Below are 14,981 nucleotides of genomic sequence, written 5' to 3'. Positions count from 1 at the left end.
TTGGATAGTAAAGCTATTCAACTTTTTTAAATGTTATCGAACATGATATTGATGTGATGAAAAATGCAGACTATATTATTGATATGGGACCAGGTGGTGGCAAAGATGGTGGAAGAATTGTTGCTTCTGGAACGATTGACAAAATTAAAAATAATAATGAAAGTATAACGGGTAGATATTTATAAAAAAATAAGAAGCTTTTGATTAAGCTTCTTATTTTTGTCTTGCTGAAACAATGAAATGTAAAGCAAAGTATGCAACTTCATCTTCTGTGAATCTTTTATGATAGATTGTTTCAATAGCATCATTTAAGATTTCTGCCATTGCAAATTCTTTAGGATGTCTTTCTTTGATTTTTTCTGTTAAAGGATTTTCGATTTGTGAATCTTCTAATAAACGATCAAGTGCTGGTGTTAAATGTAATCCTAAAGAGACAAGCAATTTTTCGTTATGTCTTAAATCAATTCCTTTTTGTTCAAATAAAGAATCTAAAGTGTTTTGTAAAATTTCAATAATTTCATCATCTAATAAATTAACACCGGCATTAAATTCAACATCTAATACATTATTTTTAGATAAATACATCGAAATAAGTGCTAATTCAGATTCAGGAAATTCAATATTGAATTCTTTAGAAAGAATGTTACAAATCTCAACTGCTGAATCGTAGTTTTTATTTGCTTTATATGATGTAATTTGTCCTTGGCTTAAAGGAATGTAATTATTTGTTTTGATTCTAAGTATTGCAATTGCAAGATGAACAACAAGATTTTGTGTAAATTGGGTAGATAATGATAAATTATTTTTTTGAATAACCTCATTTACAGCTTCTTGACATGCTTGCTTTGATAATTCTAAATCTTTATCAGCGGCGCTTGATAAAGCTTGATTTGATAATGTCATAAAAAAAGCCTCCTAAAATGTCTATGTAAACTATATACTAAATCAATTAGAAAAGCTAGGAAAAAATAAATAATATTTATAAGAGCATATGAGTAGATTTTAGGAATGATTCCTGTTATAGTAAACATGTAAAGTAATTATGTAAGCGCTAATCATTTTCTTGAAGTTTTTGTTGTCTATGCAAAATGTAAGTGCTATAATTATGAAGGAATTTTGATTTAGGAGGAAATAAACAAAATGGCTTTAACAGATAAATTCAATGAAGAATGGAACGGATTTAAAGGAAGACTTTGGAAAGAAGAAGTAAACACTCGTCAATTCATTCAAGATAACTATAAACCTTATGATGGAGATGAATCATTTTTAGCTGATCCTACTGAAGCAACTAATAAGCTTTGGGGAAAACTTCAAAAGTTACAAAAAGAAGAAAGAGCTAAAGGTGGCGTTTTAGAATGTGAAACTAAAGTAGTAAGTGGACTTACTGCATATGGACCAGGATATATCGATGAAGATATGAAAGACTTAGAAAAAGTTGTTGGTTTACAAACTGACAAACCTTTAAAAAGAGCTTTCATGCCTTATGGTGGTATCAAAATGGCAGAACAAGCTGCTGCAACTTATGGATATGAACCAGATGAAAAATTACATGAAATTTTCACAAAATATCATAAAACACATAACCAAGCAGTATTCGATGTTTATACACCAGAAATTAAAAAAGCTCGTCATAATAAAGTAATTACAGGTTTACCTGATACATACGGACGTGGACGTATTGTTGGTGACTATCGTCGTGTTGCTTTATATGGTGTTGATTTCTTAATTGAACAAAAAGTAAATGATTTCAATCATTGTGGTAGTGGATCAATGACTGAAGACATTATTCGTAAAAGAGAAGAAATCGCTGAACAAGTTAAAGCACTAAAAGGTATGAAAGAAATGGCTGCTATCTACGGATGTGACATTTCTAAACCAGCTAAAAATGCTCATGAAGCATTCCAATGGTTATACTTTGGTTACTTAGCTGCAATTAAAACTCAAAATGGTGCTGCAATGTCAGTTGGACGTATCTCTACTTTCTTAGATATCTATGTAGAAAGAGATTTAGCTAACGGAACAATTACAGAAGAAGAAGCACAAGAATTAGTTGACCATTTCGTTATGAAATGTAGAATGGTTAAATTCGCACGTATTCCTTCTTACAACCAATTATTCTCTGGTGACCCAGTATGGGCTACACTTGAAGTTGCTGGTTTAGGAACTGATGGACGTTCAATGGTTACTAAAAACTGTTTCCGTTTCTTACACACATTAGAAAATATGGGTCCTTCACCAGAACCAAACTTAACAGTTTTATATACAAAAGCATTACCAGAAAACTTCAAACGTTTTGCTGCTAAAATCTCAGTAGATACTAGCTCAATCCAATATGAAAATGATGATGTAATGCGTCCTGTATGGGGAGATGATTACTCAATTTGTTGTTGTGTATCAGCTACTCAAACTGGTAAAGAAATGCAATTCTTTGGGGCACGTGCTAACTTAGCTAAATGTTTAACTTACGCTATCAATGGTGGTATTGATGAAAAAACTAAAGATCAAGTAGCTCCAAAATATCGTCCAATTACTTCTGAATACTTAGACTATGATGAAGTTATGGAACGTTATGACCAAATGATGGAATGGTTAGCAGATCTTTATGTTAATACATTAAACTTAATTCAATATATGCATGATAAATATTATTATGAAGCTGCACAAATGTCATTAATTGACACTGATTTAAAACGTACTTTCGCAACTGGTATCGCTGGTTTCTCTCATGTAGTAGATTCATTAAGCGCAATCAAATATGCTAAAGTTAAAACAATCAGAGATGAAGATGGCATCGTAGTAGATTACGAAGTTGAAGGTGACTTCCCAAGATATGGTAACGATGATGATCGTGCTGATGATATCGCTGTATGGTTATTAGGTGAATTCTTAGCTAAAATCAAAAAACATCATACTTATAGAGATTCAGAACCAACAACTTCTATCTTAACAATCACTTCAAACGTTGTTTATGGTAAAGCTACAGGTTCATTGCCTGATGGACGTAAAGCAGGTGAACCATTATCACCAGGTGCTAACCCATCTTATGGTGCAGAACAAAATGGTTTATTAGCTTCATTAAACTCAGTTGCTAAATTACCATATGAATGGGCATTAGATGGTATTTCTAATACTCAAACAATCAACCCAGATGCTTTAGGACATGATGAAGGTGAAAGAGTTAATAACTTAGTACAAGTTATGGATGGATATTTTGAACAAGGTGCTCATCACTTAAATGTTAACGTATTTGGTACAGAAAAATTAATTGATGCTATGGAACATCCAGAAAAAGAAGAATATGCAAACTTCACAATTCGTGTATCTGGATATGCTGTTAAATTCATTGATTTAACTCGTGAACAACAATTAGACGTTATCGCAAGAACTTGTCATGAACGTATGTAATCAATAATTCAATCAAATATTTATTAAAACAACCTCTTATGAGGTTGTTTTGTTACGGAGGAAAAATGGAAACAATTGGCAGAATTCATTCAATTGAAAGCTTTGGGTCAGTAGATGGACCGGGAGTTCGTTATATCTATTTCTTACATGGTTGTCCTTTACGTTGTCAGTTTTGTCATAATCCTGATACATGGGGTTCAAAGAAATATGAAGAATATACCCCTGAAAAGGCGCTTCAACAAGCAATGAAATATAAAACCTATTGGGGTAAAAAAGGTGGTATTACTATTAGTGGTGGTGAACCTTTAGCTCAAATAGATTTTGTTTTAGAATTATTTAAACTTGCAAAAAAAGAAGGTATTAATACCTGTATTGATACCAGTGGTGGATGTTTTACTAGAGAAGAACCGTTCTTTTCAAAATTTAAAGAATTGATGGAGTATACAGATTTATTACTTGTTGATATTAAAGAAATCAATAATGAAAGACATAAGACTTTAACAGGAAGAAGTAATGAAAATATTTTAGATATGGCAAGATATTTATCTGAAATTGATAAACCAATTTGGATTAGACATGTACTTGTTCCTGAAAGAAGTGATTATGATGAAGATTTAATTGAATTAGATCATTTTATTTCTACCCTTTCTAATGTTTATCGTGTAGAAATACTTCCTTATCATACTTTAGGTGTCTTTAAGTGGGAAGAATTGAAGATTCCTTATCAATTAGAAGGAATAAAACCTCCAACTAAAGAACGTGTAGATAATGCTAAAAGATTATTACATGTAGATCGTTATACAAGATATTTAGATAATTAATGAAAAAAGAGTTCATGAATTTAGGTTTATCGTCTAAATCATGTAACTCTTTTTCAATTTATAATTGCATATTTACTTTATAATCAGAGTTGTTTAAAATAAGAGTAAAAGAAAAAGGAGATATAATAATGAAACTAGGAGCAATTGAAGCAGGTGGAACTAAATTTGTAGTTTGTATTGGAAATGAAAAAGGAGAAGTTTTAGAAAGAGAATCATTTCCTACAGAAGCACCTGAAAAAACAATGGAAAATGTTTTTAAATTCTTTGATGGAAAAGAAATTGAAGCATTAGGTGTAGGAAGTTTTGGACCTATTGATCCAGATCTTACAAGTCCAACTTATGGTTATATTACAACAACACCTAAACCAGGATGGAATAATTATAATATTATGGGTGCTTTAAAAGAAAGATATGACATTCCTATGGCTTTTGATACAGATGTTAATGGGGCTGCTTTAGGTGAAGCAACATTTGGTGCGGCAAAAGGATTAGACAGTGCCCTTTATCTTACAATTGGAACAGGAATTGGTGGAGGAGCCGTTGTTGGTGGTAAACTTGTACACGGGTTACTTCATCCAGAAATGGGACATATGAAAATGATTGTTAGAGAAGATGATAAATATTCAGGAAAATGTCCATATCATGGAACATGTTTTGAAGGCCTAGCAGCTGGTCCTGCCATTGAAGCAAGATGGGGAGTAAAAGGAAGTGAACTTCCAGAAGATCATCCGGCATGGGATTTAGAAGCTTATTATATTGGACAAGCGATGGCAAATTATATTTTAACTCTTTCACCTAAGAAAATTATTCTAGGTGGTGGTGTTATGCATCAAAAACAACTTTTTCCAATGATTCATAAATATACTCAAGAATTCTTAAATGGTTATATTCAAAAAGAAGAAGTGACTACTGATAAAATTAAAGATTATATCGTTTATCCAGAATTAGGGGATAATGCTGGGGCTGTTGGTGCTTTAGCACTTGCCATGAGTGTAGTAAAATAATGAAGTAGAGAAATCTACTTCTTTTTTTGATAAAAAATATAAGCGAATACATAATTTTGTTGACGGTGTGTAGAAAATGGAATATGGTTGAAGGAGAAGATAAAAAAAGAGAATGGGAATATGAAAAAAATACTCTCATTATTTTTATGTTGTTTAATGGTTTTAACATTAACGGGATGTGGTGGATCAAGTGGAGACGACATAACGACTTATACGTATTCAAGTGAATTGGATATTAAAAATTTAGATTCATCAGATGCAGATGATGGATGTTCACTCAAGGCAATTCATGCAGTAATCGATGGACTTACAAAAACAGATAAAAAGGAAATATCGTAAATGCGGTTGCTAAAAGTGAAGAATTGTCTGAAGACGGTTTAACACATACCTATAAACTTCGAAAAGATGTTAAATGGACAAATGGAGATCCTGTAACAGCTCATGATTTCGCTTATGCATGGCAACGTATTTTTAGAAAAAAGGGAAGTTATTATTATATGTTTGCAGATGGAATTGCAAGCATTGAAGGGGCTCAAGAATTATCAGATAAAATTGATGCAGGTGAAGAACTTACAGATGATGATTTAAATTCTATGGGTGTAAAAGTAAATGATGACTATACTTTAGAAGTAAAAACAACAGTACGCGTTTTGTTTTTAGATGAATTACTTGCATTTCCACCATTCTACTCAATTAATGAAAAGCTTGCTGAAAAACAAGAAAATAAATATGGTAAAAGTGCTAAAACAATTTTAGAAAATGGGGCTTTTACAATGACAAATTGGGAACCAGGATCAGTGGCTGAATTTGAAAAGAACGAAAGTTATTATGATCAAAAACATGTTAAATTAAATAAACTTGTCATGAAACTTGTTCAAGAACCAAAAGTGGCTGTACAAGCTTTTGAAGCAGGAGAAACAGATTATGCACCAATCAATTCGGATTTGGTAGATAAATATAAAGATGATGAAGCTTTTAAACAAGGTTATGATGGTTTCTTATTTTATATTTCAGTAAACTTCCAAAATGGTGATTTAGCTAACTTAAATGTAGGAAAAGCAATCTCACTAGCAATCAATAGAAAAGACTTATGTGAAAATGTCTTAAAAGATGGTTCACAAGTTGCTGGAGGATTTATTCCTTTTGGTTTAGCAACGAGTCCAGATGGCGTTGATTTTAGAAAAGATTCTGGAAACTTTACATCTTATGATAAGAAAAAAGCACAAGAATCTTTAGATGAAGGATTAAAAGAATTAGGAAAAGAGCAAATTACGTTAAGAATTACTTATGGTACAGATGAATCTCCAATGGATGTATTTGCAACTTATTTACAAAATGCTTTAAGTAAATTAGATGGTATTAAAGTAGAAATGGTAGCTACTACTAAACAAGATCGTATCTACAACAAACAAAAAATGGTGATTTTGATTTAGCTACAACTCGTTTGGGACCGGATTATGGAGATCCTACAACTTATTTAACAATTGCATTATCAACAAATAGTAACAACTATGGAAAATGGTCTAATAGTGAATATGATCAACTTGTAGGTCAAGTAGGGGTTGAATCAGATGTGACTAAACGTTGGCAAGAAATGATTGATGCAGAAAAAATCTTATTAGATGATTATGCATATATTCCTATTTTTGAAAAAGGAGCGGCAACATTACAAAATCCAAAATTAAAAAATCTAGTTATTAAACCATGTAGAACAATTTCTTTTGAATATGTAGAAAAAAAACTGAAAAGGCATAATAATAAAATATTATGTCTTTTTTTAATAAAAAAACTATCACGTTGATAAATTAATATATTGTATTGTATACAAATATGCAAAATAGTATTGACTTTTAAAGACTAATCCTCTATTATGAAGTTAATAAATCGATAAATTGTATACAACATGTCGATTTATTGCACAAAAGATAATTTAAGAAGGGAAGAGAGAATATGAAAAAACTATTATCAATGGTGCTTTGTGCTATGATGGCTCTAACTCTTGCTGGTTGTGGGGGATCAGGAGGAGATTCATCTACTTACACTTTCTCAAGTGAATTAGATATCAAAAACTTAGATTCATCAGATGCCGATGACGGATGCTCATTTACAGCAATGCATGCTGTTATTGATGGGCTTATGAAAACAGATAAGAAAGGTAATATCGTAAATGGTGTTGCTTCATCTTCTGAAGTTTCAGATGACGGGTTAACTCATACTTACAAAATCAGAAAAGATGCTAAATGGGCTAACGGTGATCCTGTTACTGCAAATGATTTCGTTTATGCTTGGCATAGAATCTTCCAAAAGAAAGGTCAATATTACTACATGTTCTGTGATGGTATTGCAAGTATTGTAGGGGCACAAGAAATGTCAGATAAAATTGACAATGAAGAAGATATTACAGATGCTGATTTAGATGCAATGGGTGTTAAAGCAGTCGATGATAAAACATTAGAAGTTACTACAACTACTCGTGTTTCATTCTTTGATGAATTAATGTCATTTCCATGTTTCTATCCAATCAATGAAAAGTTCTGCGAAAAACAAGGTGACAAATATGGTAAGAGTGCTAAAACTATTTTAGGAAATGGTGCTTTCACTATGACAAACTGGGAACCAGGTTCAGTAGCTGAATTTGAAAAAAATGATAAATATTATGATGCTAAAACAGTTAAAATTGACAAATTAGTAATGAAATTAGTTCAAGATCCAAAAGTTGCTGCTCAAGCATTCGAAGCAGGTGAAACTGATTTCGCTCCAATCAACTCAGACTTAGTTGATAAATACAAAAAAGATGATTCATTCAAACAAATTAATGAAGGTTACTTATTCTATATTTCAGTAAATTTCCAAAATAGTGATTTAGCTAACTTAAATGTAAGAAAAGCAATCTCACTAGCAATCAATAGAAAAGACTTATGTGAAAATGTCTTAAAAGATGGTTCACAAGCTGCTTCAGGATTTGTTCCATCAGGATTATCAATTTCTCCAGAAGGAAAAGATTTCCGTGATGAAGCAGATACTTATACTTCATATGATAAAAAAGCTGCTCAAGCTGCATTAGATGAAGGATTAAAAGAATTAGGAAAATCTGAAATTACTTTAAGAGTTACTTATGGTACAGATGAATCTCCAATGGATGTATTTGCAACTTATTTACAAAACGCTTTAAGTAAATTAGATGGTATTAAAGTAGAAATGGTAGCTACTACTAAACAAGATCGTATTTACAACAAACAAAAAAATGGAGATTTTGATTTAGCTACAACTCGTTGGGGACCTGACTATGGTGATCCTACAACTTACTTAACAATGGGTATTTCTACTAATGGTAACAACTATGGAAAATATACAAACAGTGAATTAGATGCATTAATGGATAAAGTTGCTAATGAATCTGATGTTAATACTCGTTGGCAAGAAATGATTGATGCAGAAAAAATTATGATGGATGATTTATGTTACATCCCAGTATTTGAAAAAGGTACTGCAACTTTACAAAATAAAGATGTAAAAGGTTTAGTAATTAGACCTGTAGGTGTTCCATATACATTCCAATATGTATCAAAATAGTCGATAAAATCAACAGAAACACAATATTTCGGTATTGTGTTTCTTCTTAAAAAAGAATAAAAAATATGTTGTCTTCCAATTAATATAAACGCCAAAAATAAATGTATAAAAAACAATTGTTCTATTTTATTCTTGAATGTAGATTGAAAAATATATTTTTTGTATAAACAATAATACAATTTTGTATACAAAGTTCGTCTTTTTTGTTGACTTCTATAACGCATTGTACTAATATTAAAGCATAAATTTTTATTGTATACGTATTAGTGTATACAAAGGCGATTTATAGAAGGGAAGAGAAAAAATGAAAAAATTATTTTCTATGGTACTTTGTGCTATGATGGCTCTAACTCTTGCTGGTTGTGGAGGATCTGGTGATGATTCTTCTACATACACTTATTCAAGTGAACTAGATATCAAGAACTTAGACTCAGCAGATGCCGAAGACGGATGCTCATTTACTGCATTACATGCAATTATTGATGGGCTAATGAAACCTGCTAAAGATGGTACTACTACATATGGTATTGCTAAATCTTCAGAAGTTTCAGAAGACGGTTTAACACACACTTATAAATTAAGAGATGCTAAATGGTCTAATGGAGATCCTGTTACTGCGAACGATTTCGTTTATGCATGGCACAGAATTTTCAAAAACAAAGGGAACTATTATTACATGTTCTGTGATGGAATTGCTAACATCGCAGGTGCACAAGAATTATCAGACAAAATCGATGCAGAACAAGATTTAACTGATGATGATTTAAATTCTTTAGGTGTAAAAGCTGTTGATGACAAAACATTAGAAGTTACAACAACTACTCGTGTTTCATTCTTTGATGAATTAATGTCATTCCCATGTTTCTACCCAGTCAACGAAAAATTCGCTGAAAAACAAGGTGATAAATATGGTAAGAGCGCTGATTCTATTTTAGCTAACGGTGCTTTCACTATGACAAAATGGGAACCAGGTTCAGTAGCTGAATTCGAAAAAAATGATAAATTCTATGCTGCTAAAGATGTAAAAGTCGACAAATTAGTAATGAAATTAGTTCAAGAACCAAAAGTTGCTGCTCAATCATTCGAAGCAGGTGAAACTGATTTCGCTATCATCAACTCTGACTTAGTTGATAAATATAAAAAAGATGAATCATTCAAGAATATTTCTGAAGGGTTCTTATTCTACATTCAACCAAATTTAGAAAATAGTGATTTAGCTAACTTAAATGTAAGAAAAGCTTTATCATTAGCTATTAACAGAAAAGATTTATGTGAAAACGTCTTAAAAGATGGTTCACAAGCTGCTTCAGGATTTGTTCCATCAGGATTATCTATTTCTCCAGAAGGAAAAGATTTCCGTGATGAAGCAGATACTTATACTTCATATGATAAAAAAGCTGCTCAAGCTGCATTAGATGAAGGATTAAAAGAATTAGGAAAATCTGAAATCACTTTAAGATTAACTTATGGTACAGATGAATCTCCAATGGATGTATTTGCAACTTATTTACAAAATGCTTTCTCTGGCTTAAAAGGATTAAAAATTGAAATGGTTGCTACTACTAAACAAGATCGTATCTACAACAAACAAAAAAATGGAGATTTCGATTTATCAGTAACTCGTTGGGGACCTGATTATGGTGATCCTACAACTTATTTAACATTAGCTTTAACTAACAACAACAACAACTATGGTCATTGGTCAAATACTGAATTTGATTCAATCATGGAAAAAGTTAACAGTGAAACTGATGCTAATGCTCGTTGGCAATTAATGATCGATGCAGAAAAAATTATGATGGATGATTTATGTTACATCCCAGTATTCGAAAAAGGAACTGCTACTTTACAAAATACAAAAGTTAAAAACTTAGTTATTAAAGCAGTTGGTGTTCCATATACATTCGAATATGTTTCAAAATAGTTCAAATTAGAAAAAAGAACATAGAGAAGACAACACAATATAGTATTCTGTATTGTGTTTCTTTTTTAAATAAATATAGGAGGAAAAAAGATGAGTAATTCAACCTTAAAATATATCGGAAAACGTTTAGTTATTTCGTTAATTACATTATTCGTTATTTTAATGGTATTATTTTTAATGGTTAAATTTTTACCTGGTTCTCCAATTAACAATGAAAAATTAAGTGCTTCAGCCAGAGCGGCTATTGAAGCTCAATACGGATTGGATAAACCAATACCAGTTCAATTCGTACGTTATATTCAAAATATGTTAACAGGGGATTTCGGTGTTTCATTTAACTTATATAAAGATATGCAAGTATCTTCACTTGTAGGAAGTGCTGCAAAATTATCTATGATTTACGGTTTATGTGCAGTAATTATTGGAACAGTTATTGGTATGTTCTTAGGAGTATTTGCTGCATTACATAAAAATACAATTTGGGATACAATTGCTACAGTTATTTCTGTAATTGGGGTTTCCATCCCATCATTCGTATTTGCAATGTTAATTTTATTATTATTTGCTTCAAAATTAAGATTGTTACCAACTTCATATAGTTCATCGAATGCAATTAAATCATCAATTATGCCAATTTTAGCTTTATCTGTTGGGGTTATTGCAAACGTTGCACGTTTTACACGTACTGAAATGGTTTCAGTTTTAACAAGTGAATATATGACTCTTGCAAAAGCAAAAGGGTTAGATCGTAAAACTTTAATTTTCAAACATGCATTAAGAAATGCTTTAATTCCAGTAATCACAATTTTAGGACCTATTTTAGTAAACTTAATGACAGGTACTATGGTTGTTGAAAAGATTTGTTCTGTTCCTGGATTAGGTAAATTATTAATTAATAGTATTTTATCAAATGATTACAACATCATTTTAGCTTGTTCATTCTTATATGCTGCAATGTACATCTTCATGATGTTAATTATTGATATTTCTTATGGAATTATCGATCCAAGAATTAGATTAGGAAAGGATGATTAATAATGGATTTAGAAAAGATTGAATTTTTACCAGACGATTTTGAATTCGTTGGAGATAAACAAGACATTACTAAAGACGTTGTTGCTCCATCACTTCCTGCTTGGAAAGATTCTTTAAATCGTTTTAAAAAGAATAAAGGTGCCGTTATTGGTTTAATTTGTATTTTAGTTATCGCGGTATTCGCAATTTTTGCCCCAATGCTTTCATCATATGAATTTGATGCAATCAATACAAAAATTGCAAGTATCTCACCATGTGCTGAACATTTCTTTGGTACAGACACTTATGGTCGTGATTTATTTGTACGTGTTTGGACAGGTACAAGATATTCATTATTCATTGCCGTTGTTGCAATCTTTATTGACGTGATTGTAGGTATGACATACGGACTGATCTCTGGTTATTTCGGAGGTAAAGTTGATTCAGTAATGCAAAGAATTCAAGAAATCATTAACTCTATCCCAACTTTAGTAATATTAACATTGTTATTAATGGTGATGAAAGCATCATTATTCACAATTATCATGGCTTTATCATTTACTGAATGGATTGGTATGTCAAGAATTACAAGAGCTCAAGTTTTAAGAGTAAAAGAAGAAGAATTCGTTTTAGCTTCACGTACTTTAGGAGCTAGTAACATGTTTATTATCTTTAAAGAAATTTTACCAAATATTTATAGTCAAATGATTATTATGATTATGATGTCTATTCCAAATGCTATCTTCTATGAAGCATACTTGTCATTCGTTGGTTTAGGTTTACCAATTCCAATGGCTTCATTAGGTACATTAATTAATGATGGATTTAACTCAATTACTATTTACCCTTACATGATGGTAATTCCAGTTATTATTTTCTCTATCTTAATGTTAAGTTTCAACTTATTTGGTGACGGACTTCGTGATGCACTTGATCCAACTATGAAGGAGATGTAATTATGGCAGAAAGAGAAAAAATATTAGAAGTCAGAGATTTAAATATCTCTTTTAAAACTGATAGTGGTATTGTTAATGCAATTCGTGGCGTTAACTTAGATTTATACAAAGGTGAAACAATCGCTATCGTTGGTGAATCTGGATCAGGTAAGTCAGTTACTACTAAAGCAATTATGGGTATCATGGCTGGAAATGGTTCAATTGATGGTGGTTCTATTAACTACACTTGGACAGATGAAAATACAGGTGAGAGAATCACAAAAGACATTTGTCAATTAAGTGAAAAAGAAATGCAAAGTGAAATTCGTGGTCGTAAAATTGCCATGGTTTTCCAAGATCCAATGACATCATTAAACCCTACAATGACTATTGGAAATCAAATTATGGAACCAATGATCCATCATTACAATACACCAAAAGAAGAAGCTTATAAAAAAGCAGTTGAATTATTACAATTAGTAGGTATTACTAATGCGGAAAAACGTATGAAAAACTATCCTCACCAATTATCTGGTGGGATGAGACAAAGAATTGTTATCGCAATTGCTTTATCTTGTGATCCATATGTTTTAATTTGTGATGAGCCTACAACTGCATTGGATGTTACTATTCAAGCTAAAATTCTTGAATTAATTCAAGATATTCAAAAGAAAAAAGATTTATCAGTTATTTACATCACACATGATTTAGGTGTTGTTGCTAAAGTAGCTGATTATGTAAACGTTATGTATGCTGGTAAAATCGTAGAAACTGGAACCATTGATGAAATTTTCTATGATCCACGTCATCCATATACTTGGGGATTATTATCATCTATGCCAGATTTAGATACTGATGATGATGAATTATACACGATCCCTGGTACACCACCAAACTTAGCACATGAAGTAAAAGGTGATGCTTTTGCTCCACGTAATAAGTATGCTTTAAATATTGACTTAAGAATTGAACCTCCAATGTTTAAAGTACCTGGTAGTACAACTCATAAAGTTGCTTCATGGTTAATGCATGAAAAAGCTCCAAAAGTTGAAATGCCAGTTGAATTAAAAAACAGATTAGAAAAAATGAAAAAGGAGGGTGTTGAATAATGGAAAATAAAGAACCTATCCTTGTCGTTAAAGATTTAAAACAACATTTTAAAATTAATCGTAACTTTACTGTAAAAGCAGTTGATGGTATTTCATTTGATATTATGCCAGGTGAAACTTATGGTTTAGTAGGTGAATCTGGTTCAGGTAAATCAACTACTGGTAGAAGTATTATTCGTTTATATAAACCAACTTCTGGATCAATTGTTTTCAACGGAAAAGAAATTGGTGGAAAATTAAATAAGGAAACATCTAAAGAATTACATACAAAGATGCAAATGATTTTCCAAGATCCAATGGCTTGTTTAAATCCAAGAAAGAAAGTCATTGATATCATCGGTCAAGGATTAGATATTCATAAGTCTTATTCTTCTATGGAAGAAAGAAATGAAAAAATCTATGAAATGCTTGAACTTGTTGGTTTATCAAGAGAACATGCTACACGTTATCCACACCAATTCTCAGGTGGACAAAGACAACGTATTGGTATTGCAAGAGCTTTAATTATGAATCCTGATTTAATTATTGCTGATGAAGCAATCTCAGCGTTAGATGTATCGATTCAAGCACAAGTTGTAAACTTGATGAAAAAGATTCAAAAAGAAACAGGAATTGCTTATTTATTCATTGCACATGACTTATCAATGGTTAAATATATTAGTGATAAAATTGGGGTATTACATTTAGGACATTTAGTAGAAACAGGAACTACTGAAGAAATCTTTGATAATCCAATTCATCCATATACAAAATCATTATTAAGTGCTATTCCTCATCCTAATCCACGTGTAGAAAAAGTACGTAAATCATTTACTTACGATTATAAAGAAAGTGGAGTCGATTATACAAAAGGTACTGAACATTTAGTAGAAGGAACTCATTATGTTTTAGCTACTGATGAAGAATTTGAAAAATGGACAAAAAAATAGTTTAGGAGGCACTTAAGAAGGCAACCTAAAATATTGTAAGAAAATCTTCAAAAAAAGAGAACGAATGCGAAATGTTGTTCTCTTTTTATATAAATAAAAAATAATACAAAATAAAAAGGTTGTTATGAAATTATTTATTATTGAATTTCGTAACAACCTTTTTTGATAATTTCTTTCAATTTTTATTAATAATAATTGTGAAATTGGAAGCTTTTTTCGATTTAATTGTAAATGCTTACAGAAGATTGACTTACAAGTTGTTGTTAA

General features: G+C 31.2%; 14 protein-coding genes. 13 read left to right on the top strand and 1 reads right to left on the bottom strand.

Annotated features, from left to right (window positions below; translation table 11 throughout):
- Positions 1-56 precede the first annotated feature (56 nt).
- On the top strand, positions 57-185 hold the full coding sequence (locus C7U55_RS14110; RefSeq protein WP_256276257.1) for a hypothetical protein: 129 nt from the start codon (positions 57-59) through the stop codon (positions 183-185).
- Positions 186-213: 28 nt separating this feature from the next.
- Here the strand turns inward: C7U55_RS14110 and C7U55_RS05800 are convergent, their stop codons facing one another.
- Positions 214-903: a BglG family transcription antiterminator gene (locus C7U55_RS05800; protein ID WP_106987761.1), complete on the bottom strand. Its 690-nt coding sequence runs from the start codon at positions 901-903 to the stop codon at positions 214-216.
- A gap of 237 nt (positions 904-1,140) precedes the next feature.
- Between C7U55_RS05800 and pflB the strand changes: the two genes are divergently transcribed.
- The 12 genes from pflB (at position 1,141) to C7U55_RS05750 (ending at position 14,714) form a co-directional block, all read left to right on the top strand.
- Positions 1,141-3,405, top strand: coding sequence for a formate C-acetyltransferase (gene pflB / locus C7U55_RS05795; RefSeq protein WP_106987760.1), 2,265 nt, complete (start codon positions 1,141-1,143; stop codon positions 3,403-3,405).
- Between the two features lie 65 nt (positions 3,406-3,470).
- Complete coding sequence (gene pflA / locus C7U55_RS05790; RefSeq protein WP_106987759.1) at positions 3,471-4,226, top strand: pyruvate formate-lyase-activating protein; 756 nt, start codon at positions 3,471-3,473, stop codon at positions 4,224-4,226.
- A gap of 128 nt (positions 4,227-4,354) precedes the next feature.
- Entirely contained in the window at positions 4,355-5,230 is an 876-nt protein-coding gene (locus tag C7U55_RS05785) for an ROK family protein (protein WP_106987758.1), read from the top strand.
- Positions 5,231-5,350: 120 nt separating this feature from the next.
- A complete protein-coding gene (locus tag C7U55_RS13945) occupies positions 5,351-5,569 on the top strand; it encodes a lipoprotein (RefSeq protein ID WP_239985173.1) in 219 nt (72 codons plus the stop codon).
- 23 nt (positions 5,570-5,592) lie between these two features.
- Positions 5,593-6,663, top strand: coding sequence for a peptide ABC transporter substrate-binding protein (locus C7U55_RS13940; RefSeq protein ID WP_239985172.1), 1,071 nt, complete (start codon positions 5,593-5,595; stop codon positions 6,661-6,663).
- Positions 6,664-6,674: 11 nt separating this feature from the next.
- The gene (locus tag C7U55_RS13935; RefSeq protein WP_239985171.1) at positions 6,675-7,031 is read left to right on the top strand and encodes a hypothetical protein; all 357 of its coding nucleotides are present in this window, start codon (positions 6,675-6,677) and stop codon (positions 7,029-7,031) included.
- Between the two features lie 149 nt (positions 7,032-7,180).
- Complete coding sequence (locus tag C7U55_RS05775; RefSeq protein ID WP_106987757.1) at positions 7,181-8,803, top strand: peptide ABC transporter substrate-binding protein; 1,623 nt, start codon at positions 7,181-7,183, stop codon at positions 8,801-8,803.
- 304 nt (positions 8,804-9,107) lie between these two features.
- Entirely contained in the window at positions 9,108-10,727 is a 1,620-nt protein-coding gene (locus tag C7U55_RS05770) for a peptide ABC transporter substrate-binding protein (protein ID WP_106987756.1), read from the top strand.
- A gap of 90 nt (positions 10,728-10,817) precedes the next feature.
- On the top strand, positions 10,818-11,762 hold the full coding sequence (locus tag C7U55_RS05765; protein ID WP_048925085.1) for an ABC transporter permease: 945 nt from the start codon (positions 10,818-10,820) through the stop codon (positions 11,760-11,762).
- A 2-nt stretch (positions 11,763-11,764) separates the two neighbouring features.
- Positions 11,765-12,697: an ABC transporter permease gene (locus C7U55_RS05760; protein ID WP_048925084.1), complete on the top strand. Its 933-nt coding sequence runs from the start codon at positions 11,765-11,767 to the stop codon at positions 12,695-12,697.
- Positions 12,698-12,699: 2 nt separating this feature from the next.
- Positions 12,700-13,785: an ABC transporter ATP-binding protein gene (locus C7U55_RS05755; RefSeq protein ID WP_048925083.1), complete on the top strand. Its 1,086-nt coding sequence runs from the start codon at positions 12,700-12,702 to the stop codon at positions 13,783-13,785.
- Complete coding sequence (locus C7U55_RS05750) at positions 13,785-14,714, top strand: ABC transporter ATP-binding protein (protein ID WP_106987755.1); 930 nt, start codon at positions 13,785-13,787, stop codon at positions 14,712-14,714. The genes C7U55_RS05755 and C7U55_RS05750 overlap by 1 nt, the downstream gene beginning before the upstream one ends.
- Positions 14,715-14,981 lie beyond the last annotated feature (267 nt).

It is taken from the genome of Faecalibacillus faecis (genome assembly GCF_003024675.1).
Lineage (GTDB): Bacteria > Bacillota_I > Bacilli_A > Erysipelotrichales > Coprobacillaceae > Faecalibacillus > Faecalibacillus faecis.
Note: the sequence above shows the minus strand (reverse complement) of the source record. Positions and strands in the feature narration are given on the sequence as shown.

Excerpts from the sequence above, each read along its gene's own strand:
- C7U55_RS13945 (WP_239985173.1), top strand. The coding sequence starts at position 5,351 with ATGAAAAAAATACTCTCATTATTTTTATGTTGTTTAATGGTTTTAACA.
- pflB (WP_106987760.1), top strand. The coding sequence starts at position 1,141 with ATGGCTTTAACAGATAAATTCAATGAAGAATGGAACGGATTTAAAGGA.
- C7U55_RS05750 (WP_106987755.1), top strand. The coding sequence starts at position 13,785 with ATGGAAAATAAAGAACCTATCCTTGTCGTTAAAGATTTAAAACAACAT.
- C7U55_RS05770 (WP_106987756.1), top strand. The coding sequence starts at position 9,108 with ATGAAAAAATTATTTTCTATGGTACTTTGTGCTATGATGGCTCTAACT.
- C7U55_RS05775 (WP_106987757.1), top strand. The coding sequence starts at position 7,181 with ATGAAAAAACTATTATCAATGGTGCTTTGTGCTATGATGGCTCTAACT.
- C7U55_RS05765 (WP_048925085.1), top strand. The coding sequence starts at position 10,818 with ATGAGTAATTCAACCTTAAAATATATCGGAAAACGTTTAGTTATTTCG.
- C7U55_RS05755 (WP_048925083.1), top strand. The coding sequence starts at position 12,700 with ATGGCAGAAAGAGAAAAAATATTAGAAGTCAGAGATTTAAATATCTCT.
- C7U55_RS14110 (WP_256276257.1), top strand. The coding sequence starts at position 57 with ATGAAAAATGCAGACTATATTATTGATATGGGACCAGGTGGTGGCAAA.
- C7U55_RS05785 (WP_106987758.1), top strand. The coding sequence starts at position 4,355 with ATGAAACTAGGAGCAATTGAAGCAGGTGGAACTAAATTTGTAGTTTGT.
- C7U55_RS05760 (WP_048925084.1), top strand. The coding sequence starts at position 11,765 with ATGGATTTAGAAAAGATTGAATTTTTACCAGACGATTTTGAATTCGTT.
- pflA (WP_106987759.1), top strand. The coding sequence starts at position 3,471 with ATGGAAACAATTGGCAGAATTCATTCAATTGAAAGCTTTGGGTCAGTA.
- C7U55_RS05800 (WP_106987761.1), bottom strand. The coding sequence starts at position 903 with ATGACATTATCAAATCAAGCTTTATCAAGCGCCGCTGATAAAGATTTA.